At 43.8% G+C, this 25,904-nt stretch carries 24 protein-coding genes and 4 pseudogenes; 7 read left to right on the top strand and 21 right to left on the bottom strand.

The features are described from left to right. Positions 1 to 39: 39 nt before the first annotated feature. From ACE3JL_RS10925 to rpsO, 6 genes are all read right to left on the bottom strand, one after another. Positions 40 to 1,413, bottom strand: a complete 1,374-nt coding sequence (locus ACE3JL_RS10925; protein WP_375329462.1) for an SUMF1/EgtB/PvdO family nonheme iron enzyme — start codon at positions 1,411 to 1,413, stop codon at positions 40 to 42. Between the two features lie 149 nt (positions 1,414 to 1,562). Then, positions 1,563 to 2,219, bottom strand: coding sequence for a Uma2 family endonuclease (locus ACE3JL_RS10920; RefSeq protein ID WP_375329461.1), 657 nt, complete (start codon positions 2,217 to 2,219; stop codon positions 1,563 to 1,565). A 7-nt stretch (positions 2,220 to 2,226) separates the two neighbouring features. Continuing rightward, positions 2,227 to 2,880, bottom strand: coding sequence for a Uma2 family endonuclease (locus ACE3JL_RS10915; protein ID WP_375329460.1), 654 nt, complete (start codon positions 2,878 to 2,880; stop codon positions 2,227 to 2,229). Between the two features lie 64 nt (positions 2,881 to 2,944). After that, positions 2,945 to 4,000, bottom strand: coding sequence for a 3-deoxy-7-phosphoheptulonate synthase (gene aroF / locus ACE3JL_RS10910; RefSeq protein WP_272014327.1), 1,056 nt, complete (start codon positions 3,998 to 4,000; stop codon positions 2,945 to 2,947). A 58-nt stretch (positions 4,001 to 4,058) separates the two neighbouring features. Then, entirely contained in the window at positions 4,059 to 4,523 is a 465-nt protein-coding gene (locus tag ACE3JL_RS10905; protein WP_193956066.1) for a PAM68 family protein, read from the bottom strand. A gap of 24 nt (positions 4,524 to 4,547) precedes the next feature. Continuing rightward, positions 4,548 to 4,817 (bottom strand): 30S ribosomal protein S15, encoded by a 270-nt coding sequence (gene rpsO / locus ACE3JL_RS10900; RefSeq protein ID WP_002741886.1) that lies wholly within the window; start codon positions 4,815 to 4,817, stop codon positions 4,548 to 4,550. A gap of 150 nt (positions 4,818 to 4,967) precedes the next feature. Here rpsO and ACE3JL_RS10895 point away from each other — a divergent pair. Then, positions 4,968 to 5,087: pseudogene (locus ACE3JL_RS10895) on the top strand (RNA-guided endonuclease TnpB family protein); the annotation flags it as partial. A 137-nt stretch (positions 5,088 to 5,224) separates the two neighbouring features. Here the strand turns inward: ACE3JL_RS10895 and ACE3JL_RS10890 are convergent. From ACE3JL_RS10890 to ACE3JL_RS10865, 6 genes are all read right to left on the bottom strand, one after another. Next, positions 5,225 to 5,446 (bottom strand): hypothetical protein, encoded by a 222-nt coding sequence (locus tag ACE3JL_RS10890; protein ID WP_271992644.1) that lies wholly within the window; start codon positions 5,444 to 5,446, stop codon positions 5,225 to 5,227. Positions 5,447 to 5,474: 28 nt separating this feature from the next. Further along, positions 5,475 to 5,549, bottom strand: a complete 75-nt coding sequence (locus ACE3JL_RS10885) for a type II toxin-antitoxin system HigB family toxin (RefSeq protein ID WP_271992648.1) — start codon at positions 5,547 to 5,549, stop codon at positions 5,475 to 5,477. A gap of 22 nt (positions 5,550 to 5,571) precedes the next feature. After that, positions 5,572 to 5,781, bottom strand: coding sequence for a type II toxin-antitoxin system HicB family antitoxin (locus ACE3JL_RS10880; protein WP_002750184.1), 210 nt, complete (start codon positions 5,779 to 5,781; stop codon positions 5,572 to 5,574). After that, on the bottom strand, positions 5,781 to 5,978 hold the full coding sequence (locus ACE3JL_RS10875) for a type II toxin-antitoxin system HicA family toxin (RefSeq protein ID WP_024968900.1): 198 nt from the start codon (positions 5,976 to 5,978) through the stop codon (positions 5,781 to 5,783). The genes ACE3JL_RS10880 and ACE3JL_RS10875 overlap by 1 nt, the downstream gene beginning before the upstream one ends. Positions 5,979 to 6,272: 294 nt before the next feature. Next, complete coding sequence (locus ACE3JL_RS10870) at positions 6,273 to 7,382, bottom strand: iron-containing alcohol dehydrogenase family protein (protein WP_271992645.1); 1,110 nt, start codon at positions 7,380 to 7,382, stop codon at positions 6,273 to 6,275. A gap of 20 nt (positions 7,383 to 7,402) precedes the next feature. Next, entirely contained in the window at positions 7,403 to 7,960 is a 558-nt protein-coding gene (locus ACE3JL_RS10865; RefSeq protein WP_002793119.1) for a Ycf51 family protein, read from the bottom strand. Here ACE3JL_RS10865 and ACE3JL_RS10860 point away from each other — a divergent pair. Then, the gene (locus ACE3JL_RS10860; RefSeq protein WP_271992646.1) at positions 7,937 to 8,554 is read left to right on the top strand and encodes a 7-carboxy-7-deazaguanine synthase QueE; all 618 of its coding nucleotides are present in this window, start codon (positions 7,937 to 7,939) and stop codon (positions 8,552 to 8,554) included. The two genes, ACE3JL_RS10865 and ACE3JL_RS10860, sit on opposite strands and share 24 nt — an antisense overlap. A gap of 897 nt (positions 8,555 to 9,451) precedes the next feature. Here ACE3JL_RS10860 and ACE3JL_RS10855 read toward each other — a convergent pair. Next, positions 9,452 to 10,438 carry an RNA polymerase sigma factor, RpoD/SigA family gene (locus tag ACE3JL_RS10855; RefSeq protein WP_110578926.1) on the bottom strand — a complete coding sequence of 329 codons (987 nt, stop codon included), beginning with the start codon at positions 10,436 to 10,438 and terminating at the stop codon, positions 9,452 to 9,454. Between the two features lie 689 nt (positions 10,439 to 11,127). Between ACE3JL_RS10855 and ACE3JL_RS10850 the strand changes: the two genes are divergently transcribed. Further along, on the top strand, positions 11,128 to 12,552 hold the full coding sequence (locus tag ACE3JL_RS10850) for a Ni/Fe hydrogenase subunit alpha (RefSeq protein WP_271989875.1): 1,425 nt from the start codon (positions 11,128 to 11,130) through the stop codon (positions 12,550 to 12,552). Positions 12,553 to 12,842: 290 nt separating this feature from the next. Here the strand turns inward: ACE3JL_RS10850 and ACE3JL_RS10845 are convergent. Together ACE3JL_RS10845 and ACE3JL_RS10840 are read right to left on the bottom strand one after the other, a co-directional pair. Further along, positions 12,843 to 13,104: pseudogene (locus ACE3JL_RS10845) on the bottom strand (transposase family protein); the annotation flags it as partial. Between the two features lie 197 nt (positions 13,105 to 13,301). Then, positions 13,302 to 13,457 (bottom strand): annotated as a pseudogene (locus ACE3JL_RS10840) (ISKra4 family transposase); the annotation flags it as partial. Between the two features lie 301 nt (positions 13,458 to 13,758). Between ACE3JL_RS10840 and ACE3JL_RS10835 the strand changes: the two are divergent. From ACE3JL_RS10835 to ACE3JL_RS10825, 3 genes and pseudogenes are all read left to right on the top strand, one after another. Beyond that, positions 13,759 to 15,288: pseudogene (locus ACE3JL_RS10835) on the top strand (ISNCY family transposase). Between the two features lie 225 nt (positions 15,289 to 15,513). Beyond that, positions 15,514 to 16,050, top strand: a complete 537-nt coding sequence (locus ACE3JL_RS10830; protein WP_375329459.1) for a hypothetical protein — start codon at positions 15,514 to 15,516, stop codon at positions 16,048 to 16,050. Between the two features lie 146 nt (positions 16,051 to 16,196). Beyond that, positions 16,197 to 16,364 (top strand): hypothetical protein, encoded by a 168-nt coding sequence (locus ACE3JL_RS10825; protein ID WP_271992746.1) that lies wholly within the window; start codon positions 16,197 to 16,199, stop codon positions 16,362 to 16,364. A 209-nt stretch (positions 16,365 to 16,573) separates the two neighbouring features. Here ACE3JL_RS10825 and purH read toward each other — a convergent pair whose 3' ends face one another. The 4 genes from purH to ACE3JL_RS10805 all read right to left on the bottom strand — a co-directional run bounded on the left by purH (position 16,574) and on the right by ACE3JL_RS10805 (position 21,123). Further along, the gene (purH, locus tag ACE3JL_RS10820) at positions 16,574 to 18,109 is read right to left on the bottom strand and encodes a bifunctional phosphoribosylaminoimidazolecarboxamide formyltransferase/IMP cyclohydrolase (RefSeq protein WP_375329458.1); all 1,536 of its coding nucleotides are present in this window, start codon (positions 18,107 to 18,109) and stop codon (positions 16,574 to 16,576) included. 394 nt (positions 18,110 to 18,503) lie between these two features. Continuing rightward, positions 18,504 to 19,220, bottom strand: coding sequence for a polysaccharide deacetylase family protein (locus tag ACE3JL_RS10815; RefSeq protein ID WP_375329457.1), 717 nt, complete (start codon positions 19,218 to 19,220; stop codon positions 18,504 to 18,506). Positions 19,221 to 19,283: 63 nt separating this feature from the next. Continuing rightward, on the bottom strand, positions 19,284 to 19,622 hold the full coding sequence (locus tag ACE3JL_RS10810; protein WP_375329456.1) for a hypothetical protein: 339 nt from the start codon (positions 19,620 to 19,622) through the stop codon (positions 19,284 to 19,286). Further along, complete coding sequence (locus ACE3JL_RS10805) at positions 19,603 to 21,123, bottom strand: glycerol acyltransferase (protein ID WP_375329455.1); 1,521 nt, start codon at positions 21,121 to 21,123, stop codon at positions 19,603 to 19,605. The genes ACE3JL_RS10810 and ACE3JL_RS10805 overlap by 20 nt, the downstream gene beginning before the upstream one ends. Before the next feature lie 227 nt (positions 21,124 to 21,350). On the opposite strand from ACE3JL_RS10805, the gene ACE3JL_RS10800 reads away from it, so the two are divergent. Continuing rightward, complete coding sequence (locus ACE3JL_RS10800; RefSeq protein WP_375329454.1) at positions 21,351 to 23,270, top strand: YIP1 family protein; 1,920 nt, start codon at positions 21,351 to 21,353, stop codon at positions 23,268 to 23,270. Between the two features lie 74 nt (positions 23,271 to 23,344). On the opposite strand, the gene ACE3JL_RS10795 is transcribed toward ACE3JL_RS10800, so the two are convergent. Both ACE3JL_RS10795 and ACE3JL_RS10790 read right to left on the bottom strand, forming a co-directional pair. After that, the gene (locus ACE3JL_RS10795; RefSeq protein ID WP_375329453.1) at positions 23,345 to 24,538 is read right to left on the bottom strand and encodes an IS4 family transposase; all 1,194 of its coding nucleotides are present in this window, start codon (positions 24,536 to 24,538) and stop codon (positions 23,345 to 23,347) included. 73 nt (positions 24,539 to 24,611) lie between these two features. Continuing rightward, on the bottom strand, positions 24,612 to 25,700 hold the full coding sequence (locus ACE3JL_RS10790) for an AI-2E family transporter (protein WP_375329452.1): 1,089 nt from the start codon (positions 25,698 to 25,700) through the stop codon (positions 24,612 to 24,614). Positions 25,701 to 25,904 lie beyond the last annotated feature (204 nt).

The raw sequence follows: 25,904 nt of genomic DNA, 5'->3' as shown, positions 1-25,904 counted from the left end.
TTTTAAAAGTCTGTTGACACTAAGTTAAATTCTTTTCTGCTACAGAGTCCTCCCAGCACCGCACACCACCCGAAAACCGACGTTGTCGTCGTCGACGTCGCGGCGGAGGTTGAAGTCGCGGAAAGCGGAACGGCAGAAAAGAGGATCGCCGTACCAACAACCGCCCCGCGGAGGAGAAAAATTATCATCCCCATTTTCTATCCAAGCACTGCCATTCGTCGGCGCACCGTCATAGTTATCGTGCCAAGTATCGGCGCACCATTCCCAGACATTGCCGTGCATATCGTACAGTCCGAAGGCATTGGGGGGAAATTGTCCCACAGGAGTCGTTTGTTGTCGATATTCTCCTTTGTATTCATCGGCGTAGGTTTCGCTGGACCTGTAGTTGGCCAATTCCCCGGTAATGGTTTCCCCAAAGTAAAATGGGGTGGTGGTTCCAGCACGACAGGCGTACTCCCATTCCGCTTCACTCGGTAGTCGGTATTCCCTTCCCGTTAGTTTCGATAATCTTGCACAAAATTCGACGGCATCGTACCAGTTGACTTGTTCCACGGGGCGGCGATCGCTATCGGGACGGTCTTTAAAATGGGCTAGGTTGAGATTAAGGTCTTTTTCTACTTTTAAATCCGTGCGAGAGGCGATCGCTTTCCACTGGGCCTGGGTGATGGGGTATTTACCCATAAAGAAGGGTGGGACAGTTACTTCATGTTGTGGTCTTTCCCTTCTAAATCCTTCCCAATTAAATTTTTTAACCAGTCTTTCGATTTCCTCATCTTCTGTTCCCATCAGGAAAGTTCCCCCCGGAATGGCGACCATTTCTAAGGTGATGCCTTTGCCCAGATCTTCCCTGAAATATTGGGACTGTTTCGACTCTTTTCTAATTTGCTCACCCTTCGCATTTACTCCCACGATCTCAAAGTTAAATACTGATAACGGTGGCGTGACGATTACCGGTTGTTTTGGCTCTTCCGGTTCAAGCTTGAACTGATAGGTAATTGCTCTTTCTAGTTGCTCAAATCCGTCTTCTTCCCAATAATCAAGCCAGTGGAGGTCTCGCAGGTTCAAGCCATACTCCTCCTGTCGCAGGTCGGGGATATCGCATTCATCCAATCTTAGCGGAATGAGATAGATTGAATTCGGCGGTCTGTCAGCATATTGATTGAGGGCCATTTTAAATTCCCGCTGCACGAATCCTTGTTTAGCAATCGAGCGTTGGGAGAGACAAGCGATGAACAGTTGACTATCTGCGATCGCCTTGGGGATGACTGAACGCCAGTTCTGGCCCGGAATCAGGTCTTTTTTATCCAACCAAGGTTTATATCCCGCTTGCTTAAGGCGCTCATGCAGTGCCAAAACTGCTGGTTTGTCCTCACTAGCGTGAGCTAGGAAAATTTGGATCTCTGACTTTTTCATAACTTTTTCTTATGACCACAAGTAGGGGAGAGCCAGATTAACTGGCAGAAAATCTCTAAATAAACCATTTAATTAATTATTACTCATTCTTAATTCTCCTGTCTCGGAGTCTCCTAACCCCACTAACAAACTTTTTCAGCAAACCCTAGTTAATTATTTTTAGCTAGTTGACTAACAACCCATGCTCTTAAATTCTTTTCTGCTTTAACTTCATCCTCTTTAGCAGTGGCTAAAAATTCATAGAGTTTAGTTTTCGGAACTAGGGGAAAAGTGGGACTAAATTCTTCTTCCTGATAAACCCCCTTTTCTAACCGATAAATGCGCCAGATTTCTCCATTAAAACGCCATAATTCCGGCACTCCCAAACGGGCATAAAGTGCTAATTTATTAATATCCGTGTGGGTTATATCCACTTCCACCACTAAATCTGGGGGCGGATCTTCAGTTAAATTAATCCTTTTTCCTAGCACTTTGGCTTGATTTTGAATATAGTAAGCATTGTCAGGTTCTGCCCCTCGTTCTAAATCTTCCCTAGCTAGAGTTGTGGAACCCATACTTTTAATTTTTAAACCCAATTCTACCACCAAAATCCGAATAAATAATCCGATTAATTCTCGGTAAAACTCGTGTTCTTCTAGGGGCATAGTAATCTCTAAAGTGCCACGATCATAAAATAAATGGGCGCGATTATTTTCCCCTAGGGCCTGTAAAATTTGCTGATAGGATAACCAACTGAGATGATTAAAAACTACCCGTTTTTCGCCCCTAATTTGCTCAGTATTTAACTCCAGAGGAACTGTCACCATAATTACCTCAACTTTCAGCTAGTTGACTAACAACCCATGCTCTTAAATTCTTTTCTGCTTTAACTTCATCCTCTTGAGCAGTGGCTAAAAATTCATAGAGTTTAGTTTTCGGAACTAGGGGAAAAGTGGGACTAAATTCTTCTTCCTGATAAACCCCCTTTTCTAACCGATAAATGCGCCAGATTTCTCCATTAAAACGCCATAATTCCGGCACTCCCAAACGGGCATAAAGTGCTAATTTATTAATATCCGTGTGGGTTATATCCACTTCCACCACTAAATCTGGGGGCGGATCTTCAGTTAAATTAATTCTTTTTCCCAGCACTTTAGCTTGATTTTGAATATAGTAAGCATTGTCAGGTTCTGCTCCTCGTTCTAAATCTTCCCTAGCTAGAGTTGTGGAACCCATACTTTTAATTTTTAAACCCAATTCGGACACCAAAAAATAGATAAAACGTCCAATTAATTCTCGATAAAACTCTTGTTCTTCTAGGGGCATAGTAATCTCTAAAGTGCCACAATCATAAAATAAATGGGCGCGATTATTTTCCCCTAGGGCCTGTAAAATTTGCTGATAGGATAACCAACTGAGATGATTAAAAACTACCCGTTTTTCGCCCCTAATTTGCTCAGTATTTAACTCCAGAGGAACTGTCACCATAACTGCCCCGAAAAGCGAAATTTATGCCCAAAAAAGGGGGTTGATTCACCCCCTTATTATCTTATCAAACCAGTGCCGGAACCTGGGGCCAACGCCCGATCGTCTTACCAATGACCGCTAACTCCCGCGTTAACTGGTCGAACCTGTCGGGGGTCAAGGATTGCGGCCCATCAGATAGAGCCTTCGCCGGGTTAGGATGTACTTCGATCATCAAGGAATCGGCCCCAGCTGCCAGGGAAGCCATGGCCATGGTCGGTACATATTCCCATTTACCCGTACCGTGGCTAGGATCGATCATGATCGGCAGGTGAGTTAAAGTTCTTAAAACGGGAATACAGGATAAATCTAGGGTATTGCGAGTATATTTACTGTCAAAGGTGCGGATACCGCGTTCGCAGAGAATAACATTGCTATTTCCTGCCGCGAGGATATATTCTGCCGCCATCAGCCAATCTTCAATAGTGGCCGCCATGCCGCGCTTGAGTAGGACCGGTTTCGGTTGCGCTCCAACTTTTTTCAGGAGGGAAAAATTCTGCATATTGCGCGCCCCCACTTGCACCACGTCGGCTATTTCGACAATCTTAGGGAGATCCGCCGCGTCCATTACTTCCGTGATAATACCCAAACCACTGGCATCTCTAGCCGCCGCTAGTAATTCCAAAGCGCTTTCCCCGTGACCTTGGAAAGCGTATGGAGAAGTGCGGGGTTTGTAGGCACCACCCCGGAGGAATTGCGCTCCGGCTGCCGCCACTCGTTTGGCAGTTTCCACGATCATGGCTTCATTTTCCACCGAACAGGGGCCGGCGACAATGCTAACGGGATGATTTCTGCCGATGGGGATAACACCGTTAGGAGTGGGGACTAAAACCTCGCTGTATTCCCCGTGACGGTATTCTAAACAGGCGCGTTTGAAGGGTTGTTCGACTCGCAGGACGGTTTCGATCCAAGGGCTTAATTCTTGGATTTGTAGGGGGTCTAATTCCCTGGTTTCTCCGACTAAACCGATGACAACTTTATGCTTACCGACGATTTTCTCGGGACTTAATCCCCATGCCTCGAATTCGGCACCGACGCGCTCGATTTCAATTTCCGGGGAACCAACTTTCATGACAACAATCATGGCATTAACCTTTTATTGTTTCCTTTAATCTCTATTGTTGACGATTTTTAGAGGTTATCTATTTTTCTTCCACTTCTTTTTTGCCGGACCGCCAAGCAGCGATCGTTCTGCCAAAATTAGCTTGAAATTCTTGCCATCCTAGCCAATCCCCCACCCGATCCTCATCCCAAGAAGCGGAGAAGATGCCATAACTCAGACCGATAAAACCTAGACCAAACAGGCTTAAACTGACGAGCATGGCGACGTAGGAAGGGATTTCCAGAAGATTGTGGCTAATAATCCAGTAGAAGCCAAAAAAGGAAGTTATCCCCAATACTGTCGGAATGCCACAAAATACCGCCATCCGTTTGGCCATCCGTTGACTGACCGCTTGGGGAATTGCCTTTAAGCTGGTTTCCTCGGAGCGATTCTTTAGCGGCGGTGGCACGGGACTAGGGGCAATTTTCGGGGTTTTTCGCTTATTTTGGCGCGGCTCAAAGGGGAGACGTTCTTTTTTCTCCGTCGATTTCGATTCAGAGGCCATGGTAGGGATGCAAGGGGGGTAAGCTTAACGGCGAATTCCGAGACGACCAATCAGGGTTTGATAACGTTGTTGATCTTTCTTCTGAATATAGGTTAACAGTCCCCGACGACGACCGATCATCTGGAGTAATCCCCGGCGGGAAGCGTGGTCTTTTGGGTTAGCTTTCAGGTGTTCGGTCAGTTGGTTGATTCTCTCGGTTAAGAAAGCTACCTGTAACTCCGATGATCCTGTATCGGTTTCGTGGGACTGATATTGGCTGATTAGTTCTTGTTTTTTGGTCTGGGTTAAGGCCATAGGACTCGTGATCTCTGCTTAAACACTGCAATCTATTATAGTATCACGTTTCTGGTTGATCGGTAAATATTTAGAGTTCCTGCATAATTAATTTTTGAGCGTTCAAATTAGCCGGAAGCAAGCCTACTCTGCTTTGGCAAAAATTCCTTTACCTGTAGGGCTTTTGCGTCAGCTTGTAACTGGATTAACGAGAACGTCAATCCCCGGCTGACTAACCGGAACTCGATTCAAGCCTTTTGTTATGAGGCGGCCAATCGTTTGACAGCAAAACAGAAGCGGTTTCGTAGGGGATCAGGAGGGTAAGATATTTTCTTACAGGGCGATCGCATTCTTTCCTAGGGTGTGTTCCCTAAAAACATGACAATTTCAAGGTTAACCAGTATTTGGGAACGCACCACCCCTACCATTTATAATTCAGGAACATTTTCCTGTTCATAATTTTCTATTAATATTGCCAACATTTCCATTAAAAAAGCAAGAGGATGATTTTCATTTTCTCCTATTTCATCTATCAAATTATCAAACATAATTACTAATTGTTCATATTCTGATTTATTGCGAGGTATAAAGAGTATTGGCTTTAGGTTTGTCCGGGCTTGCAGTGTTTTCTCTATATCTATAGTCGGCATTTTTTTACTCCTTCCATTTGTTTTTGTCCTATTCAGGATGAGTTAAAACTTCTCGAATATAAATTTTTTGTCGATTGTAATGAATCGCCGCTATGAGTCTAATCTTATTTCCACCTTGGAACCCCCTAAGCTACATCTACATACTCACAGATCGACACTGATTCAGGAACAGTTAATCCATCTTCTTTTAAGCCTTCCAAATGAAAAATTATTGCCTCAGCAATTAATTGTTTAACTTCTTCTAATGTTTCTGCAACCGCAACACATCCGGGAAGATCGGGAACATAAGCACCGTAGCTATTTTCTCCTTTTTCAATAACAACTGCATATCGCATTATATTTTGTCCTCCTCAATTTGAGCTTGTCGCCATATATTTTTAAGAGTCCCAATAGGAACATCAACGCTGGATTTCCCCGATACCGTTACCGTACCAGATTTTGAGGGATGTTTATACTGCCTATGACTTCCTCGTGTTCTAGCAAGATACCAGCCATCCGCTTCTAACACTTTAATCACTTGTTTGACTTTCATGATTGTGGATTTTAACACAATCACATCGCCTCGCAGTGCCGTGTCCTCGTAGTTTGGGTTGAGCGAAACAATGCTGGGTCGAAAACGTATCAATTCGATTGTTTAAGCGAAAACCAACACCCCGAACGGTCACTCCCGGTTAGACTCCCTTACGTCAACCCAACCTGTAATTGAGGGGGATACTTTATTCTTGGCTACAATGACCAACAAACCAAAGGTTTGAGCTATCACCACTACAATAAAATCACTACTCACCCGCAGCAGATAAAGCCATAAGTCCCGAAAATATTGCCCTTAATTAGCCTTAACTTTCTGCCCGATTGTATCGGCAGTGGTAGTGGAAACCATGGCCGCCATAACTTGTTCCGGGGAAACCGTAAAAGGCAAACGATGAATGTCCGAATTAGGCTGACAGGCAATTGCGGCCGCGTGGCGCAATTGGGCAAGGGAAACATCTTTTAATCCTAAATCCTCTAGGGATTTCGGTAAACCAATTTGTTCATAAAACTGGATTAGTTGCCCCCGGGCCGATACTGCTAATTGATTGCCCAAAACTATTTCTTCTAGACGCAATTGGGCGAGAATGCCGTAGGCGACTTTTTCCCCGTGCAGGGCATGATGGCAAGCGGGAATATGGGTTAAACCATTATGAATTGCATGGGCGGCCACGGTACGACAATTAGCGCCCCCTAAACCACCAATTACTCCGGCTAATAAAACGGTGGCATCCACCACCTGTTTCCAGTCCTCCCCGCCGATATTTTCCAGGGCTGCCGGAGATTTTTGGAAAAGGATATCCCGCAAAACCCGGGCCTGTTGGACGGCAGCAATGATCAGGGTTTCTGTGGAATGACCGCTACTGACGGAAGCTTCGTACCATTTAGCGATCGCATCGCCAATACCAGCGATTAAGGTTCTTTTCGGGGCAGTTTGGATAATACCATAATCGAGAATTAATAAATCCGGACAACGGGCTAGGGACAGATCGTAAAGAAACGCCCCCGCGTCAGAATAGACGTTAGATAGGGCTGTCCAAGCGGCACAGGTAGCGGCGGAGGTGGGAATCGTGGCGATGGGCAAATGGCACTGATGGGCGAGTAATTTGGCCGTATCGAGGGCTTTGCCGCCACCCACACCGATGATAAAATCTGCCTCGTGACTCTTGACAGATGCCTTTAAATATGCTAGGGAATTTTCCGAACAATCGGGGGCGTAACTGTGATAGCTAGGAGTGAGATTTTTCAGGGGAGATGACAAAAAAGCTAAATTGCGATCGCCGCCCACCACCAGGGGACGTTTACCCAAATCCCCTAACTTGCCGGTGGATTCTTCTAGGGCATTGTCACCCCGAATCACTTGTGCGGGGGCGATTAACAGGGGCAAAACAGCGACAGCATTGGACATTTTTTGACAACCTCTCAGGATTATTGGCTAATTTTAGCGAAACTTTCGGGAAAAAGCTGTAGTTCAGGAGTATTATCCCCCGGGGCGGAGAAGGATTTTTTAATCTGTCCCAGGTACAAAGGAGCAGATAAACCGGGCTGAGGGTGAACGAGAGTGCGAGCGCTAATGATAAATTGATTATTACCGCCAGCACCGGCGCGACCGGAGGAAAACAGGTCACTAGCGGCTTGTTTTAGGGTTGCTTCCACTTGATCGGGAGTAACGGTACTGGGCAGGGAGATAACAGCTTGATTAGCTCCGTTATCATAGACAAGGGAGAATCTCACCGCTCCCGGAATTTCTGTGCGGGTAAACAGTCCCAACCCAAGACCGAAAATCCCCACCGTCAACACAGCCATAAAGCTAGTGACACCGACGAGACGAAAGCGGATTCCCCAACCGACGAGAAAAGCGATAATCGTGAGTACCAAAAAAACCAGCGTGGCAATACCGGACCATTGGGTGTATTTGGCGAAGTTTAGGGGAATGTCCATATTTTCTATAATACTGATTCTATGAAAACGGTTAGCATAAACCATTGTACCTATCCTGTTGTCGAAACTTTCCATTCTGTCCAGGGCGAAGGCTTTTGGACGGGAAGCAATGCTTTTTTCCTCCGTTTAGGAGGTTGCGATGTCTATTGTCCTTGGTGCGACCAAAAAGAGTCTTGGAATGCCCACCGTTATCCCCAAAAATCCCTGGGGGAATTGGTAGAGATGGCAAAAGACGCTAACCCCGCTATGGTGGTGATTACCGGGGGTGAACCTTTAATGCACAACCTTGATCCTTTAACCAAGGAATTAAAAAATCAGGGTTTACGGGTACATTTAGAAACTTCTGGCGCTCATCCTTTTACTGGGGTTTTCGATTGGGTAACTTTTTCTCCTAAAACTTATAAAATGCCCGATCCTAGTATTTATGCACGGGTGAATGAGTTAAAAATTGTTGTGGCTAATCCAGAGGATTTAGAATGGGCAGCTATGCAGGAAAGCAAGTTATCGCCGGGGGTGATTAAATATCTGCAACCCGAATGGAATACAGTGGAAAGCAAAGAATTAGTCTTTAATTATGTTCTCGGGCATCCCCAATGGCGTCTCAGTCTCCAAACCCATAAGTTTTTAGGAGTCCGCTAGTCAGTTATCAGTTATCAGTTATCAGGAGATTACTTTTTAGGCTCTTCTCGACTTTGTGTGATAATTTTTGCTTATAGAATCGTGAAATATTTACCTGGAAAGACTTTTAGGACTATTTTGCTGAAGAAACTATCAGTAAGTAGTCGTGCAAAATTAATTTCCTAGTAAAGATAGGCAAAAGGCAAGAGGCAAAAGGCAAGAGGGGGTTAGATATGTGTAATTAATTTTGCTTAGGTACTTATAGACCCCGTTTCCACACAGAAACCAGAAGAGCCCTTTTTATTTATTCTCCCCACTCCCCAATTCATAATTCAGGTTCTTCGTTACTTGGTATGGTTCGATAGGGGGACATAAATCGACTAAATCCTTATCTGGCAACAGACTTAATTGATTAGTTCGCTCTAGATAAAAAACAATCGACAAAAATCGCTAAATGCCTTTCTATATAAGAGTTCCATCCCTTATAACCCCCGTCCATTGCATAGCACAAACCGAAGAGTCATAATTCATAATTCATAATTCATAATTCATAATTCCCAACACACCCCACACCCGTTCGTCTCATTCATTGTTCGCTTAATTTTTTAGGGGAAGGGTTTTAAAGTTGCTGTTACCTTTATCCTGTATGCTTTTTAGCGAGTAAGGTAAGTAGAACATTGCCGAAAGTGCGATCGCCAATTGGCTCGCTCAAACCCTAATCAATTCGTTAACCTCAAAATGGTCTTTTTGTACTAATAAATATTTGAGTAGAACGCTCAATGCTTTTGCTAGAGTGCATTTGGGAAAATTTATCAAACTTTCGGTTCGAGAAATGAGCGAGTGGATTAAAAATTTAGCAATGATAAACCGACAAAAAAGAGAGCCTGCGCTCTCCTTCTTGGTTATTTGCTAATTTTACTAACTAGCGACAATATATTCCTTGACATTAGCCCGGCGACGGCGTAAGTGAGCCAGGGCCTGGTGTTCTAATTGTCGGACTCGTTCCCGACTGATGTTCATTCTCTGACCGATTTTGGCTAGGGATAACTCTTTGCCATCGGTTAAACCGAAACGGAGAGTAATCACTTCCCGTTGTTGGGGGGTTAATTCGGCCAGGAGATTGGCTAAGTCTTGCCGTAATAACTCTTGGGTGATGAAGGTATCGGGAGAAACTCCGCTATCTTCTAATAATTCCGACAATTCCGTATCTTGGTTATCGCCGACGCGCACATCAAGGGAGATGGGTTGACGAGCCATACTGAGATATTCGCGGATTTGAGCGGGTTCTAGCTCTAATTCTAGGGCAATCTCAGCAGGGGTGGCACTTCTGCCCAGCTTTTGGGCGAGTTCGCGCTGGGTTCTTTTGATTTTATTCAGTTTTTCAGTGATATGGATGGGTAAACGAATGGTGCGGGCCTGTTGAGCGATCGCACGAGTAATCGCTTGTCGAATCCACCAGTAGGCATAGGTAGAAAATTTATAACCTTTGGTGGGATCAAATTTCTCTACACCTCTTTCTAATCCCAGACTACCCTCTTGAATTAGATCTAGGAATTCCATGTTCCGCTTTTGATATTTTTTGGCGATGGCAACCACCAAGCGGAGGTTAGCTTCAATCATTTTTCGTTTAGCTCGATCGCCGGTTTTCAAGGCGCGATCCAGTTCATTTTCGCTTAAATTCACCGAATCCGCCCACTCCAAGTGCTGTGGTTCCCGTCCTAATTGTTTCGATAGTGCTTCTTTTGCTTCTAATAGGCTCATCATCCGTTGGACTTGTTTGCCGTAAATAATTTCTTGTTCGTGAGTTAGGAGAGGAACTCGCCCAATTTCGTGCAGATAGGTACGCACCATATCGGCATTGAGGGTGGGCTGTGGTTGAGTTTGGTTGGTTTTTGCGGTGGGCATTGGTTTGGTGGTGACTCCTTGACACAGAAAAAGTCTGTTACTATTCCGACTCGTGGGTGAGTCTGGCTTATCTGAAGTCGGTATGAGTTCGATTCGGAATTCCCTTGATTGTATCCTGTGCTTTTAGACGCAGACAATCCCCTAAAGGTTCAAAGCTAATTCATTCTTTGGTATGATGTTAGGTTTATCCTTTTTTCCCAACATTTAGAACAAAAGTATTATACCAAAGAGCTATCAACTGAAATCGCTGGTTTTTGGGCCGCTTTTTCCTGAATCCTCGGCAGTGCCGCTTATATTGTTGTTAGGCAGGATCACAAGACAAAAAGGTTATTTTCCCAATTAGCCGTTGACAATCTGGCTGACTTTCGACCCTTTCGCCCTCAGCTTTGAGGGGAAGACTAACAGCCGAGAACCGACTTCTATATATATAATGACTGATCAAAACCAGCAAAAGGAAATGTAATCATTGCGGATTCCCGAACTATTTTCTGTAGTATTTGCTACAAAATTTTAAATTTTTCCTGATTGAGAATCGGGAAAAATTGTTATAAAAATTAGGATTGCTAGGAGGGTAATAACTATCATAGAAACAGCAGGGCGGAGATCGGGATAAATTATCTTTGAAACCAAGCTCGATCGCACTCTCCACAATAGCGTCCTGTGGAACTCCTGAACAATGAGGACTTACTATGACTAAAACCGTCGTTATCGATCCCGTCACCCGGATCGAAGGCCATGCCAAGATCTCGATTTTCCTTGACGATGGGGGGGAAGTGGATGACGTGCGTTTTCATGTGGTCGAGTATCGTGGTTTTGAGAAATTCTGCGAGGGACGGCCGATGTGGGAGATGGCGGGAATTACTGCCCGAATTTGCGGGATTTGTCCCGTTAGTCACCTACTTTGTGCCGCTAAGACCGGCGATAAAATTCTAGCGGTGCAAATCCCCCCTGCGGGTGAAAAACTGCGGCGCTTGATGAATTTGGGACAATTAACCCAATCCCATGCGTTAAGCTTTTTCCATCTTAGCAGTCCCGATTTTCTGCTTGGTTGGGAAAGTGACCCCGCTAAGCGGAATATTTTCGGTTTAATCGCCGCCGATCCCGACCTAGCGCGAGCAGGCATCCGTTTACGTCAATTTGGACAGAAAGTTATTGAACTTTTGGGAGCAAAAAAAATTCACCCCGCTTGGTCTGTCCCGGGAGGTGTGCGTTCCCCTTTGAGCGAAGAAGGGCGACAATGGATTAAAGAACGACTACCGGAGTCTAAAGCGACTCTTTACACGGCTTTAAACCTGTTTAAAAGACTTCTGGACGATTTAACCATAGAAATCGCCGCTTTTGGTAATTTCCCTTCCCTGTTTATGGGATTAGTCGGTAAGCGGGACGAGTGGGAACACTACGGTGGTCATATTCGCTTTACCGATAGTCAAGGCAATATCGTGGCCGATAACCTGAGCGAAGACAATTATCGCGATTATATCGGCGAATCAGTGGAAAAATGGTCTTATTTAAAGTTTCCCTACTATAAACCCCTCGGTTATCCCAAGGGTATCTATCGAGTTGGTCCGTTGGCGCGCTTAAATGTTTGTTCCCATTTTGGCACGGAGGGAGCGGATATCGAGTTACGGGAATATCGCCATCGGGTAGGTGGTGTAGCCACGTCTTCTTTTTACTATCATTATGCCCGTTTAGTAGAGATTTTGGGCTGTTTAGAGCGTATCGAACTTTTAATCGACGATCCCGATATAGTTTCTCAACGCTGTCGCGCCGAAGCAGGAATTAATAATCTGCAAGGGGTGGGAGTTAGTGAAGCGCCCCGGGGTACTTTATTCCATGATTATAAAGTGGATGAAAATGGTTTGATTGAAACGGTGAATTTAATTATTGCCACGGGTAATAATAATTTAGCCATGAATCAAACGGTGAAACAAATCGCCCAACATTATATCCATGGTGGCGAAATTCCCGAAGCGATGTTAAACCGCGTAGAAGCGGGTATTCGTTGCTATGATCCCTGTTTAAGTTGTTCCACTCACGCTATGGGACAAATGCCGCTACAGCTAGAGTTAGTTAATGCAGCCGGTGAGGTGATTAATACTCGACAAAGGGGTTAATTATCTAAATTGTTAGGGTGTTGGGAAATAGGGCAAATTCCTCCTAACACCCAGGGCTATTTCATTTTATATGATAGGATATTGGAGGAAAATAAAACGGTTCTTCGGTTTGTCTGATGCAACGTACAGGGTTATAAGGAATAAAACTCTTATAGAGAAAAACATTTGGCGATTTTTGTCAATTGTTTTCAATCTAGAGCGAACTAAATCAATTAAATCTCTTGCCAGATAAGGATTTAGTAGATTTATGCCACCCTATCGAACCATACTAGGTAACGAAGAACCTTTTATTTACCTGAAAAAAAATTTTTCTGTTTCTTTTTGGGGCGTTCAATGGGAGTTTCCGTTACATCCACTACCGTTACGACCGGTATCTCTGCTTGATTTAGTAGAGCTTTTTTTCCTTTTAAACGGAAGTTTCCCGATTGTGAAAGCATTTTTTCCGTCTTATTTACAGCCTATAGTTGATTCTGATATTTGACCGCTTGTACCAATGTGAAAATATGTTCTATATTCTCGCCAATATTCTAACGTTACTAAAACTTGTGGCTCTTCTAGGTTCTGTGTGAGCATGGTATAATAGTAACACAGAACAGGAGGTGGGTTATGTGGATAAATTTTGATCAACTCCTCGATTTACAAAATGTAACAGTGGTCAATTATCAAAAAATTGCTCAGACAATTTTCCTAAAGCGGGAGCATCTCACCTTTGCAATAAGTAGAAATGCTTAATGAGATCAATAAAAAAGTTAAAAAAGGCAACCATTTAGATAAGCACAGCGATGACGAAGGACTTGCGGTACATTACCAGATTCCCAACTTGCACCAGTAATTTTGAGACGATGAGCAATTTGTTTAATTTTTGATTCAACAGAGCCAGAGCCGATAGAAATGCCCTCTGCCTGCAAATCAGCAATTCTCATTTTGAAATAAATAGAGCATTAACCCCGATTTTGGCAAGGAAAATATAGTACGAAGCAACTATTTTCTAGAAGAGGCGAACAATAAAAAAAACAATTGGCTAGACAAATTAAGTATAAATACTCAAGCAATCAAAGAGGTTGGCTGAGAACGAACGGGGTTAAATCAGGAAGATAGTTCTGTTTTTAGAATAGGGAATTCAAGGGAAATAAAAATTTATAATTATTGTCAGCTAAGGTAAAATGGGTGAGATAGAAATCCACCAGCACGTCAAATTATTCCAAGATGGCTCAAAAAGCGGCAACCCTAGAAATTTCGGAATTAATGCAATTTTTACATCAAGAATTAGATGATTTACCCGATGAGAGGAAACCTGGAAATAATAGAAAATATGAGATAAAAGATGCCGTGATGGCTGCATTTTCAGTCTTTTTTACTCAGTCGCCGTCTTTTTTAGACCATCAACGTTTAATGAAAAGCAATAAGGGAAAAGATAATGCTGAAAGTTTATTTTCAATTAAAAAAATTCCTGGGGATAATCAAATAAGAAATTTGCTAGATCCAGTGCCAGCATCTAATATCTCTAGGACTTTTCAAAAAGTCTATGAATGGTTAAAAGAAAAGGGAGTTTTGAAAAAGTTTCTCTACTTAGATGGAGAAATATTAGTGGCGTTAGATGGCACAGAATATTGGCTCTTCGTTACTTGGTATGGTTCGATAGGGGGGCATAAATTGACTAAATCCTTATCTGGCAACAGACTTAATTGATGAGTTCGCTCTAGATGAAAAACAATTGACAAAAATCGCCAAATGCCTTTCTATATAAGGGTTCCATCCCTTATAACCCCCGTCCATTGCATAAGACAAACCGAAGAGCCAGAATATTTCTCATCCAAGAAAATTAATTGCCCTCATTGTAACTGTCGTAATCATCGAAATGGAACTACAACTTATTTTCATGGCTGTGTCACACCGATAGTAGTTTCTCCTAAGCAAAAACAAGTAATTAATTTAGAGCCAGAATTCATTAAAAAACAAGATGGACATCAAAAACAAGACTGTGAAAATGCGGCCGTTAAAAGATGGTTAAATAGGAATCATAAAAATAAGTATGGTTATCCTGTAACTCTTTTAGGAGACGACTTATATTCTTACGAACCTGTCTGTAAATTAGCGGTAAAACAAGGTTATAATTTTATTTTTGTTTGTTTGGAAACGTCGCATAAAACTTTATATGAGTGGCTAGAATTTTTAGAAAAAAGTGGAGAAGTTAAAGCCGTAGAAAAGAAACAATGGGATGGACGAAAGAATCTCATTTATCGTTATCGTTATGTTTCTAGAGTTCCTCTGAGAGAGGTCGAGTCAAGTCTCGAAGTTAATTGGTGTGAAGTGACTGTTATTAATGAAAAAACCCAGAAAACTATCTACGAAAATAATTGGATAACTAATCATAAAATCAAGGAAAATAATGTCGAAGAAATTGTCAAAGCTGGACGCAGCAGATGGAAAGTTGAAAATGAAGGCAATAACGTTCTTAAAAATCACGGTTATAATTTAGAGCATAACTTTGGTCACGGTCAAAGTCATTTGTGCGAGTTCTTATTGTCTTTGAATTTACTAGCTTTTTTATTTCATACCGTGTTGGATTTAGTTAATTACACCTATCAAAAGATTCGTGAGCTATTAGTAAATCGGACTTCTTTCTTTAATGATATTCGTACCCTATTAAAATTTATTTGGTTTAAGAATTGGTCGGAATTTTTCTCATTTATTCTAACCGAATATGTCCCATTTAAAAAAGTAAATTCTAGTTAAAAATGTCAATTTTTCGAGAGAAGGAAAGATTATTTTATTCATTGAAAAAACCACAAATTAGGTCAGAATTTCAGCTAAATTTATGAGTTGAGATAAGTTTTTTATGGGCAGATATTTTAAAACTGTCTCTTGAAGCTAATTATGATGATTATCTTGAAAAAAAATGATAATTAGACAGAAGTTCTCTATGTGAACAAGAGAACTTTATCTTCTTTTGTTTTCAAAATGAGAATTGCTGCTCAGATAGTTTTTGGTTTGTTATGTTCAGCTAATAGTTGTCCGATAGCGGTAGAAGTATTTGAAGGAAACACCTCAGACGGTGCTACTTTAAGCGGACAAATTGAGAAAGTCAGAAAGGGTTGGGGGATTGAGAATGTGGTCTGGGTAAGCGATAGAGGAATTTTAACCAACTCGAAAATCAAGGAATTATTAAAACCCATAGAAGGATTAGACTATATTACTGGTTTAACTAAGCCTCAAATTCGGAAACTGGCTGAGGTAGAAGTGATTCAATTAGGATTATTTGAGCAGGTAAACTTGGTGGAATTTGAGAGTGAAGATTATCCCGACGAAAGATTAATTGCTTGTCGGAATCCCTTCATTGCTGAGAAAAATCAACTACAAAGAGAGGCATTATTAGAGGCAACAGAGAAGGAACTAGATTTGATTGTTCAGGCGACTCAAAGGGAGAAAAGAGCTTTAAAGGGTCAAGATAAGATTTCGGACTTTCGGACGGGAGCATCTCACTTACGCGATGAGTAATTATACTTAGCTTAAAAGCCACTCTTAATCGTGTCTTGGAATGAAATAGAGGCTTTTAAAGACCGCGTACATGGAGAATTAAAACAAGAATTACCCTCGAAAAGTCTATTTTTCTACTAAGTATTTATGCTTATTGCAAAGGTGAGATGCTCCCTTTTCGGACTTTGTTGGAAGACCTAGGGACAATTTACTTGAATACAGTGGAATGTACGATTAGGGAGGGAAGTTATCGTTTTTCTAAGATAACTCGACCGACCCAACTGCAACAAAAAGCGTTAGATTTATTGGAAGTTTCCCTGATTTGTACCCAGTAACGGGGCGCTGGAAATTCTCTTAATCCCTTCTACAGCACAGGTTATGGCCTTTTGTCAACGGAGAAGTCCAGTTATATCTGACTGCACTTTGTCACAAAATTTTACTATTATTTTGACACTTTTAATAGTTATTGAATAGGGGAAATTAACCGATAATTAATAACTGGTTGGGTGCGTTAATTTAAGCAATAACACACCCTAACTTTGTATTAATGCAAGAAATGACGAATGCCTGTTAAGACCATAATTAAACCTAACTCATTGGCAGCATTAATCGAATCCTGATCTTTTAAAGAACCTCCGGGTTGAACAATTGCCTCGATACCAAACTGGGCCGCCGTGCGAACAGAATCATCAAAGGGGAAAAAACCATCACTAGCTAAATAGCCACCTTTAGCCGCTTCCCCTGCTTGTTCAAGGGCAATTTTCACCGAACCAACGCGATTCATTTGCCCCGCACCAACGCCTAAAGTAGTTTGATTTTTTGTCACCACAATAGCGTTAGATTTAACGTGCTTAGATACTTTCCAAGCAAACAGTAATTCCGCTAATTGTGCGGCAGTGGGTTGTTTTTCTGTCACTACGCGCCAATCATCTGGAGTTTCTAACACATCATCGGCCGATTGTACTAGAAAACCGCCGGCGATAACTTTTACTGTTTGTTTTTCTCCCCTGCTTAAATCCGGCAGCAATAAAATCCGCACTTTTGACTTTTTAGCGAGGATATCCCGGGCGACCGGGCTACAATCGGGGGCAACCACGCATTCTAGGAAGGTTTTCGTTAATTCTTTAGCGGTTGCTTCATCTATGGCTTGATTTAGGGCAACAATACCCCCAAAAGCGGAGGTAGCATCGGCGTGAAAAGCTTTAGTATAAGCTTCCACTAAACTACCACCGATCGCCACTCCACAGGGATTAGTGTGTTTCAAGATAGCGGCGGCCGGTTCTTCCCTGCCGAATTCGGCGATTAAACGGCGGGCTGCTTCTAAATCGACTAAATTGTTATAACTTAGTTCTTTTCCCTGTAATAAGGTCGCTTTTCCCCAACCTTGAGCCATTGTACCGCTGCCATACCAAGTGGCACTTTGGTGGGGATTTTCGCCGTAACGCAGGGTTTGCAGGGCATTTCCCGCCAAATTAAAGTGCGTCGTTTCCCCGTTTAAGCTGGCGAAATAGGATGCGATCGCACCATCGTAGGCATTGGTTAAAGCGAAGGTTTCCCCCGCCATTTTTTGACGGAATTCTAGGGATATTTCGCCGTTATTTTGCCTTAATTGGCTTAAATACTGCTCGTAATACTTGGGGTTACTGATGACAGTCAAATGGGCGAAATTTTTAGCCGAGGCGCGTAACATCGCCGGACCGCCAATATCGATTTGTTCGATCGCCTGAGCGGTGGTAACATCAGGATTAGCGATCGTCTGTTCAAAGGGATAGAGATTAACCACCACCAAATCAAAAGGACGAATTTGATTAGCCTCCATTTCCGCTAAATCTGACTCCAAATCCCGTCTAGCTAAAATACCGCCATGGATGCGAGGATGGAGAGTTTTCACCCTTCCGCCCAAGATTTCAGGAGAGCCTGTGTATTCTCCCACTTTAATCACGGGAATCCCCGCCGATTGCAGTGTTTTGGCGGTTCCTCCACTGCTAATAATTTCAAAATCAAATTCTTCTGTTAGCTGACGGGCAAAGTCAACTATTCCGGTTTTGTCAGTCACGCTGATCAGCGCTAAACGTCCCATAGTAGTGATCTATAAGCAACCATTTCAGTATATCTCAGTCCTAACCCGTTAAAAATTAAAAAAAGTAGGTTAGTAAATAATCAGCTGCTTCTATATTTTCCTCTGTTAAATAGCAACTTATGCCAAGAAAAAAATTGCAACTCCTCCCGGAAAGATTTAGTCTGACTTGTTAAAAAATACAGGATTTTTCAGGGTAACGAAGTCCATCAAGATTGATGAAAATCTCTTGGCAACTGTCATCGCTAAATCTTGTCAGATTACTATCATCTTTTCTTATTCTTAAAATGTCACCCAAGTACCTAAGCAAAACTAATTACACATATCTAACTACCTCTTGCCCCTTGCCCCTTGACTTTTGCCTATCCTAACCAAGAAATTAATTTTGCACGACTACCTAATAACGTTTGTGATCAACTAATTGGCTGAGAGTGACCACCTGATAACCTCGATCGTGTAATTTCGCTAATAAATTCTTCAGTACGATCGCCGTATTTTCATCTCTTTCGGGGGAACCACCGTGAAGCACTAAAATCGCACCGGGGAAAATAAATTGCGAGATATACCAAGTGGTAAATTGAGGATGATTCGTTCCTTTTCTGGTATCTAAAGGAATCATGGAAGCGAGAGCAAATCGGGACTCGTAGCCGGGGAATTTCCGCAAAAACGAGCGCATAGATTGATTATAGAAGGCTTGACCGGGACGATACCAGCGCGGTGCTTGACCGGTAAGACGACTTAAAATATCGTTAGCTTCCCGAAACTGACTAGCAAAAGCACCAGCAGCCAGTTGACTGGTGCGGAGATCTTGGGTGCCGTGATTAGCGATTTCGTGACCTTGGGCGATTAGACGCTCAATCAAGGTGGAGTTCGGTTGCAGGTGTCCTGTAATCAGAAAAAAAGTCGCCTTGACGGGGGTTGCTGGACTGGCTTTTTCTCGATTATGAGTTGCGATCGCTGCTAAAATGCGATCGGTGGATTTTCCTTCGGGATCGTTGGGGGTGGGTGCATCATCGATGGTAAGGGCGATAATTTTCTCTCCTGTGGGTTGATAGAAAATTGCCCCCGGAAAAAGTCGAGCGACGATCGAGATAATTAATTTGGCAATGCTCATTCGGGAAAGTAAGGGATGAGAGGAGAAGCAACGATTAGCAATTACAGGCCAGTGACTGAAAGATTATTTCTGTAGGAGATGTTTCTTCATTTTGTTGAGTTTCTGCCAATAAATAATCATTAAAACCACATAGGCCACAAAACTGAGGATATCAACTCTGGGTAAAAATAGGGTAGTGGCCACGATCGCCCAAGCTAATCCCAGACGCTGATTACAACTACCAAACTGGTGGGCATTTTCTCCTAGAGCCGAGCGATAGGATGCTGGTAGCTTGAAAGCTGAGATAATCCAGATAAAAACCGGATAAACAATCGGGATGATCATCAACCACATCCATACTGGTGGAAACCGGCGATGTTCGGGGGGGAGAAATACCAGAGCGTTATAGTGAAACCAAGCCACCAAGACATTCAGCAAAATAATGATCGCGATGACGCTGATAACGGCGATCGTGGGTAAAGTTCCTAGTCTTCACATCATATTTAGTTCCTAATGTCAAGGGTTTGTCATCGATTTGTTTTTTGGCTGTCCCGTCCCGTTGATAGGTGCTGTGCCAGCGTGCCGTCACATCGAGGGGTTCTGCTACGGTAATTATCGCCTTTTGTGGTGCAATTGCCGGCCGAGCTTGGCCTCTGCCCGTAATTTCGTGAATCAGGGCATTAATCATCAATAAAGTCTCTGCAAACCTTCTAGCGGTGGGTTTATTTTGTAGATAATGGCCGGTGACGACGACAAAATTCTCCACCCATCTCATGTGCCAGAGATGTTCATGCGCTTCCGACGCGACTAGATCCGCCAAACCTCTTTCCACGTCCGAGAGGGTTTGGATGTCCACGTCCCGACGATAGATGCAATCCCAGACCGTATCCTCGATATCGTGGGCGCGTTCGATCAAATTGCGATCGCTATGGGGCTGCATTTGCAGATATCCCTCCAACATTTTTAATACTGCATCCATCAATCCCTGTAAACGCAGGGTTAATCCCTCGATCGGACTCAAATTGGCTAACTTTGCCGCTTGTTCCTCTAACTGAAGGTTGGTATGGAAACGCCGATAAAAACTTTCCATTTGTTCTAATAAATATTCAGCAATACGCAATAGTTTCGGGTAGAGTAAGGCCTCTTCCTCTGGGGTCAATTGCTGCTCTGGATTCCATTCCCTCGAGGAGAGAGATTGTTCTAATTGCCGATTGGCCCCATCTCCCGGAGGAAAACCACATTCGCGCTCGATCGCCCGACAGAGTTGCCAAATCTTCGGCCAGGGATTTTCTAAATACTGATACCTCACGCCGATGGGGACAATAGACACCTGCTGATTCTCCCCCGCTGCCACCAGATCCTCGACACACCAAAAACTGGTTTGAGCGCAGCCCAATTCTAAACGACTGACCAGTTCGCCGTGACCGTTGGTATAGCCTTCCGGCGCAATGGCCAGGGGAAATTGCCCGCGAACGTAGAGATGGCGCAGGGTACGCAAACAGCCGAAATCGGGACGACCGCGGATCACGGGAACGCCACCGATCGCCGGTAAGAGCCAATTAGCTACTGGACCGCCCCAGAGGGGAATGCCTCGATCGTAGAGAAAATAGCCAAAAACTGGCTTATTTAAACTTATTCCCTCATTTGCAGCTATTTTAGGCAGGTTGGTATGAAGATAATGGATCAAGGAGGGGGGATCGTTAGTGCTGGAATGACGATAGGCAAGCAGAAACCGCAACTGTCCAGCTTGGAAACGGCGGTAACAATCGACGAGAATTTCGCTATTTTCCCCTTCCACCCGCTCAATCTGACATTGCGATCGCAAATAGAAAGGCAACAGCCGATAAATTGCTGCCAAGACCAAGGGGTTAAAATGGGGGGCGAGAAATTTTAGCGGTGATTGGGCGCGGATAGGTTTTGTCATCGGAGAATGAGTTTATTATGGATAGGACAGAATCAAGGATTTTGAGCGGAGCCGGAGAAAATTATCGGTTCACCTAAGTATGATATTTGATTTTTTTCCATCTTCAATGATTCTAAGTATCGACGGACAAACTAGCCGCCGGTAAACCTCGATCTCGCGTAGCGAGCGCGTTGCGACCGCTCGCTCTGACCTTCTTATCATTAACCGATCTAACTTTAACAACGCCCGTGAAACAACTGATTCAAGCCTTGGCTCTTTTGGGATTACTAGGAATCGCTGGATTGCTGCTTTTATTTCTTGCCCCTTCCTGGCCGACTCTTTTCGGTGTACTGGTTCTCGATCCCCGGGCCTTCATCACCATTAAATCCCTGCGCTTTGGTTTGGAAGAAGCGATTATCGTTGTCTTTATCGCTAGTGTTTCCGAGGCGATCGGACAAAGTTTTGTCTTATTTGTTAACCGGATTCCCCCCAGCCGCTTTATTTTTAGTTTATTAATTACCTCTATTCTCTACGCTTTTAATTTTGGCATTTGGGCCGCTGGACTTTGGCTAGTTACTATCCTCTTATTTCGGGGTGATACCCGCCTATTTGAGGTGGCCAGTACCCTAGGATTTAGTTACGCACCCTTTATCTTCGGATTAGCGATCGCTCTTCCCTACGCTGGTCGGGCGATTTATATCTTATTAATACTCTGGAGTGTGGCAGCCCTGGCCGTGGGTTTAACTGTTCTCCTCAATATTGCTTTACTTCACGCTTTCATCGCCTCTTTATTAGGTTTTCTTGTGCTTTTAGTTTTCCAGAAAACTATCGGTTATCCCTTTATTTTCGCTGTCCATTGGCTGACAGAAAAATTATTAGGGGTCGAATTAGTAATCGATAAAAAACACTTGCAAAAAATTGTCGATTCGGGAATCAACCCAGAAGACCTAGAAAAAGATAACGGCGAGGAAACAGAGGAAGAAAAGACGAAAAACGAAGCCCTTTGGCAGAATTATCTCACGGAAATGTCTCTTTTTATCTCACCAATTAGTAAAAAATTTCTCAGAATCGGTCATCATTTAGAAGTAATAAAAACTCAAAATCTCAAAACAGTTCTAGAATATGTGGGGCTAGGTTTTTTAGGTTTATGTTTAATTCTCCTATTTTCCCCCGCCAAAACTTGGCTACAGGAAGGATTTTTTGCTCTTGATGATGCCGTGCGACTGACCTTCGATCTGATCGGATTTAGTCTATTATTACTCTTCCTGGGTTTATTTCTAGAAGCACTGACCTCGCCTCTAGAGGCCCTGGGTTGGTGGGCCGGTTGGTACAGTCCCAGTCGCGTCTATGCCGAGGAACCCTGGCAGCAACTAGCACCACCCCAAAACCAAGTGCAGCGTTATATCGTCTATCTCGACGGCATCTGTCAGGAGTCCACTCGCTTGAAACCCTACGCTCAAAATTTTCTCGCCGAATTATACGGGATTTTACCGGCGCAAGTGCGGATCGTCGGCAATATTATGCCCTATTCCACCACTAATCGCGCCTTAACCGATTCCGAGCGCCCTCTAGCCGGTTTCTGGCAATGGGTGGAAACAAACGGTCAGAAAGGGCATAACGGTGTAATGGCTTTAATCAATCTGCGGAATTTATTTAAGATCGTGGTTTCGGCCGATGATCGCTACGGACCAATTTTTAATCAGGGTTCGGCGGGAGTGATTCTTGAGGCATTACTACACAATGATTATCCCTTGGGCAGTAAGATACCAATTACTTTTATCGGTTATAGTGGCGGCGCTCAGGTTTCCTTGGGTGCAATTATCTATCTCAAAAAATTCCTGAAAGTACCCATCGAAATGATTTCTCTGGGGGGTGTTTTTAGCGGCAATGTCGGTTTTTTGCAGTTGGATCGGTTCTATCATTTAGTCGGTGAACGGGATACAGTAGAACCGATCGGTCGGACGATTTTTCCCGAACGCTGGCCGATCGCTTGGTTGTCCTACTGGAATCAAGCTCGTCGTCTCGGCATTATCAAGATTATCTCCCTGGGACCTACCCATCATAACGGGATTATGGGTTACATGGATGGTGAAAGAACCCTAGCCGATGGTCGCACCTGTCGCCAGCAAACCGTGGACACTGTGGCTAAATTAATCTCCTTTCCTTAGCGACTCTCAAAGTTCCCCGGAAAGATTTAGACTGACTGATCAGGACTATTTGCCTTCAAGGGGTGACAAGGCGACTAAAAGGCTTGCTGGATAAGGCGCATAGCCGTTAGACCCCTAGAAAAATCGGGGTGTTTTCCTGGCTTGAGGCGGATCAAAGAAAAGGCGAGTTCCGAGTACGCGTCCATCGACTCGATCCAGAAGCTCCCATAAGTACCTATCCAAAAATCGCTATGTCTTTCCGGACCGCGTTTCGCTTCTTTGGAGCGACAAATATAATCGCGAGTTCCCGATCTCTTGAGATTTTGACCACGGGTTGTATTCAAAGAGTAAGCGATAGCGATTAATAAAATTAAGGCGAGAAAGCGAGGCTCGCTCACTTTCGTTTTTTCAAGATTATATCCTCCCGTTTTACAATCTTTGAACATCGCTTCAATCCCGAATCGAGATTTATATAACTTGAGAGTTATCTCTAAAGATTCTAGGTTGGTCAATAAATACCAAGGCTCTTTAGACCCTTTAGTTCGATAACCTCTTTTCCAATAAGTTGCTAGGTTGAACCCCTCGATCTCATGGCTTTTCGTGTGGGTCACTCCCCGAAAGAAGTTTCGCTCGCCCCGGTTCGGTTCTAACTCGGAAAGGGCTTGATAGTTTTCTCCATCTTTCAATCGCGTGTAGGTACTTTTCTTTTGACGGAAGATAAAAGCTACACCTCTGTCGTCAAGCCACTTCCCTAATTGCGCTGACTGAAATTCACGGTCTCCCATTACGACGAGCGGATAGGGTTTCAACAACCCTAAGACTGGCTTGAGGAATTTTTTCTGTTCCCCGAGAGCGCTACTTCCTTTTTTATTCAGTAACACCCAATATACGGGCAAAGCTCTCCGACCACAAATCACACTGGCGACGAATAAATTTCTCCCCTTCCAATCGGTTCTATCTATGACGACTAATAATCTTCCCGCGTGTTTCAGTTTTTTGAGCCTTCTTCTTTGCTCTCGATTTTTATTTTTTCCGCTAAATTCTAGCTTGACGATCTGTTTGATCAAAGGAAACCACAAGAGTTTCACGTTTAGTTGCGGGAGCTTAAGAAATCTCTGCAAATTCCGTCTTCTACTTTCAAAGGTTATCGGTTGCGGGAAAAGAGCGGCCAGTTTCTCTAGTTGGACTATCCGATGACTTTGTAAGAGCAGGATTAGGAGCTGTAAGGTCAAATAGCTCGCCTCGCTAAGGTTCGCCTGTAAACAAGCCTGATAGAATGAAGGTAACATTTTAAAATTTTGAGTGGTTGTCCTAACCACTCTATTTCTTTAGGGGGTCGTTTGGCTAGACCCCCCGCTCTATCTAGCTTGTAGCCCCTCTGTCACCCCTTGAACTATTTGCCACTGGTTCAGAGCTATCCTCGCCAATCCAAGCCCTAACTAACTCGTAGCAAAGACCGAGCAGAACCGGCCCGACGAACAAACCGATAATCCCGTAGGCGATCACTCCCCCGAACACCCCTAGCAGAATCACCACCATGGGAATGGGCAGGCCGCGCCCCATTAAGATCGGTTTGAGGAAATTATCCACCAAGGTGGCGGGAATCATCCAGAGGGTAAATAGTAGGGCGATGGAATTGGGGAGTGTTGCCCAAGCGTGAATGAGCGCCCCCAAGACAATTAAACCGGGGCCAATTTGGAGAATGCCCAAAATTAGGGTGAGGAAAGTTAATAAACCGGCTGCAGGGGTTCCCACCGTCACTAAACCGATGCCGATCAAAAGACTCTGGATAATGGCAACGCCAATAATACCACGGCTAACATTGCGGACGGTGGAGGCGGTTAGACTGGCCAGCGCGATTCCTCTACCCGGGGCGATCTTTTCCGCTAACCGGTTCATAGGGTGAGTCAGATTTTTAGCCGAGAGGGTAAAGGCCGCCGCAATCAGAATCGAGGCGATAAATTTCAGCACCGTCAGACCGGTACTGGTGGCCAGGGAAAGGGAGATTTTCCCCAGTTCTTTTAATTGTGGCTCGAAGCGTTGGAGAAATTGACCCGTGTTATCGGATGCTTGCTGCCAGAGACTGGCAATCCTTTCGCCAATCAGCGGCCAGGTGGCCACATCAGCGGGGGGAGGGGGAATCACCGCAGCACCAGTATCGATATATTCGGCCAGCGTTCGCAGATTACGCGCCAGAACCGCCGCAATGCCACTCACCGGACCGATAATAATCCCTAGACAAAGTAGGGTGAGAAGAACTGCGGCCAGTTTTGCCCGGCCTGCGAGTAACTTTTTTAACCAGAGAAAGAGCGGATACCAAGCGATCGCTAGAATTGCTCCCCAGAGGATCATGGTTAGGAAGGGACGCAGCAGGGTAAAACCAGCAAATAACAACAGGCCTAGAAAAAACAGCCGGATGACAAGATCGATAATTTTAGCGTCATTGTTCATCAGTAGCGATCGCCTTTTGGCTAGATGAGGACATTGCTGCAATTATGGCAGTTTTTCGTTATCGGTAGTGATTCACTAGTAGTAGTGAGCCGTCTTGCTTATCTGGTAGGGATTGTGTAAAATATTTCCTAATCAAAATAATTGCCAAATAAATCTTTAAAACTAATTCTTTTAGGGTAAATCTCCTGAGAAATATTTTTTTGG

The organism is Microcystis sp. BLCC-F210, from assembly GCF_042134685.1.
GTDB lineage: Bacteria > Cyanobacteriota > Cyanobacteriia > Cyanobacteriales > Microcystaceae > Microcystis > Microcystis aeruginosa_D.
Note: the sequence above shows the minus strand (reverse complement) of the source record. Positions and strands in the feature narration are given on the sequence as shown.

Excerpts from the sequence above, each read along its gene's own strand:
- ACE3JL_RS10880 (WP_002750184.1), bottom strand. The coding sequence starts at position 5,781 with ATGCGATATGCAGTTGTTATTGAAAAAGGAGAAAATAGCTACGGTGCT.
- ACE3JL_RS10830 (WP_375329459.1), top strand. The coding sequence starts at position 15,514 with ATGAGAATTGCTGCTCAGATAGTTTTTGGTTTGTTATGTTCAGCTAAT.
- ACE3JL_RS10860 (WP_271992646.1), top strand. The coding sequence starts at position 7,937 with ATGAAAACGGTTAGCATAAACCATTGTACCTATCCTGTTGTCGAAACT.
- rpsO (WP_002741886.1), bottom strand. The coding sequence starts at position 4,817 with ATGGCCTTAACCCAGACCAAAAAACAAGAACTAATCAGCCAATATCAG.
- ACE3JL_RS10865 (WP_002793119.1), bottom strand. The coding sequence starts at position 7,960 with ATGGTTTATGCTAACCGTTTTCATAGAATCAGTATTATAGAAAATATG.
- ACE3JL_RS10795 (WP_375329453.1), bottom strand. The coding sequence starts at position 24,538 with ATGTTACCTTCATTCTATCAGGCTTGTTTACAGGCGAACCTTAGCGAG.
- ACE3JL_RS10920 (WP_375329461.1), bottom strand. The coding sequence starts at position 2,219 with ATGGTGACAGTTCCTCTGGAGTTAAATACTGAGCAAATTAGGGGCGAA.
- ACE3JL_RS10875 (WP_024968900.1), bottom strand. The coding sequence starts at position 5,978 with ATGAAAGTCAAACAAGTGATTAAAGTGTTAGAAGCGGATGGCTGGTAT.
- ACE3JL_RS10805 (WP_375329455.1), bottom strand. The coding sequence starts at position 21,123 with ATGACAAAACCTATCCGCGCCCAATCACCGCTAAAATTTCTCGCCCCC.
- ACE3JL_RS10855 (WP_110578926.1), bottom strand. The coding sequence starts at position 10,438 with ATGCCCACCGCAAAAACCAACCAAACTCAACCACAGCCCACCCTCAAT.
- aroF (WP_272014327.1), bottom strand. The coding sequence starts at position 4,000 with ATGATTGTTGTCATGAAAGTTGGTTCCCCGGAAATTGAAATCGAGCGC.
- ACE3JL_RS10890 (WP_271992644.1), bottom strand. The coding sequence starts at position 5,446 with ATGCCGACTATAGATATAGAGAAAACACTGCAAGCCCGGACAAACCTA.
- ACE3JL_RS10915 (WP_375329460.1), bottom strand. The coding sequence starts at position 2,880 with ATGGTGACAGTTCCTCTGGAGTTAAATACTGAGCAAATTAGGGGCGAA.
- purH (WP_375329458.1), bottom strand. The coding sequence starts at position 18,109 with ATGGGACGTTTAGCGCTGATCAGCGTGACTGACAAAACCGGAATAGTT.
- ACE3JL_RS10825 (WP_271992746.1), top strand. The coding sequence starts at position 16,197 with ATGCTCCCTTTTCGGACTTTGTTGGAAGACCTAGGGACAATTTACTTG.
- ACE3JL_RS10925 (WP_375329462.1), bottom strand. The coding sequence starts at position 1,413 with ATGAAAAAGTCAGAGATCCAAATTTTCCTAGCTCACGCTAGTGAGGAC.
- ACE3JL_RS10870 (WP_271992645.1), bottom strand. The coding sequence starts at position 7,382 with ATGTCCAATGCTGTCGCTGTTTTGCCCCTGTTAATCGCCCCCGCACAA.
- ACE3JL_RS10815 (WP_375329457.1), bottom strand. The coding sequence starts at position 19,220 with ATGAGCATTGCCAAATTAATTATCTCGATCGTCGCTCGACTTTTTCCG.
- ACE3JL_RS10905 (WP_193956066.1), bottom strand. The coding sequence starts at position 4,523 with ATGGCCTCTGAATCGAAATCGACGGAGAAAAAAGAACGTCTCCCCTTT.
- ACE3JL_RS10850 (WP_271989875.1), top strand. The coding sequence starts at position 11,128 with ATGACTAAAACCGTCGTTATCGATCCCGTCACCCGGATCGAAGGCCAT.
- ACE3JL_RS10790 (WP_375329452.1), bottom strand. The coding sequence starts at position 25,700 with ATGAACAATGACGCTAAAATTATCGATCTTGTCATCCGGCTGTTTTTT.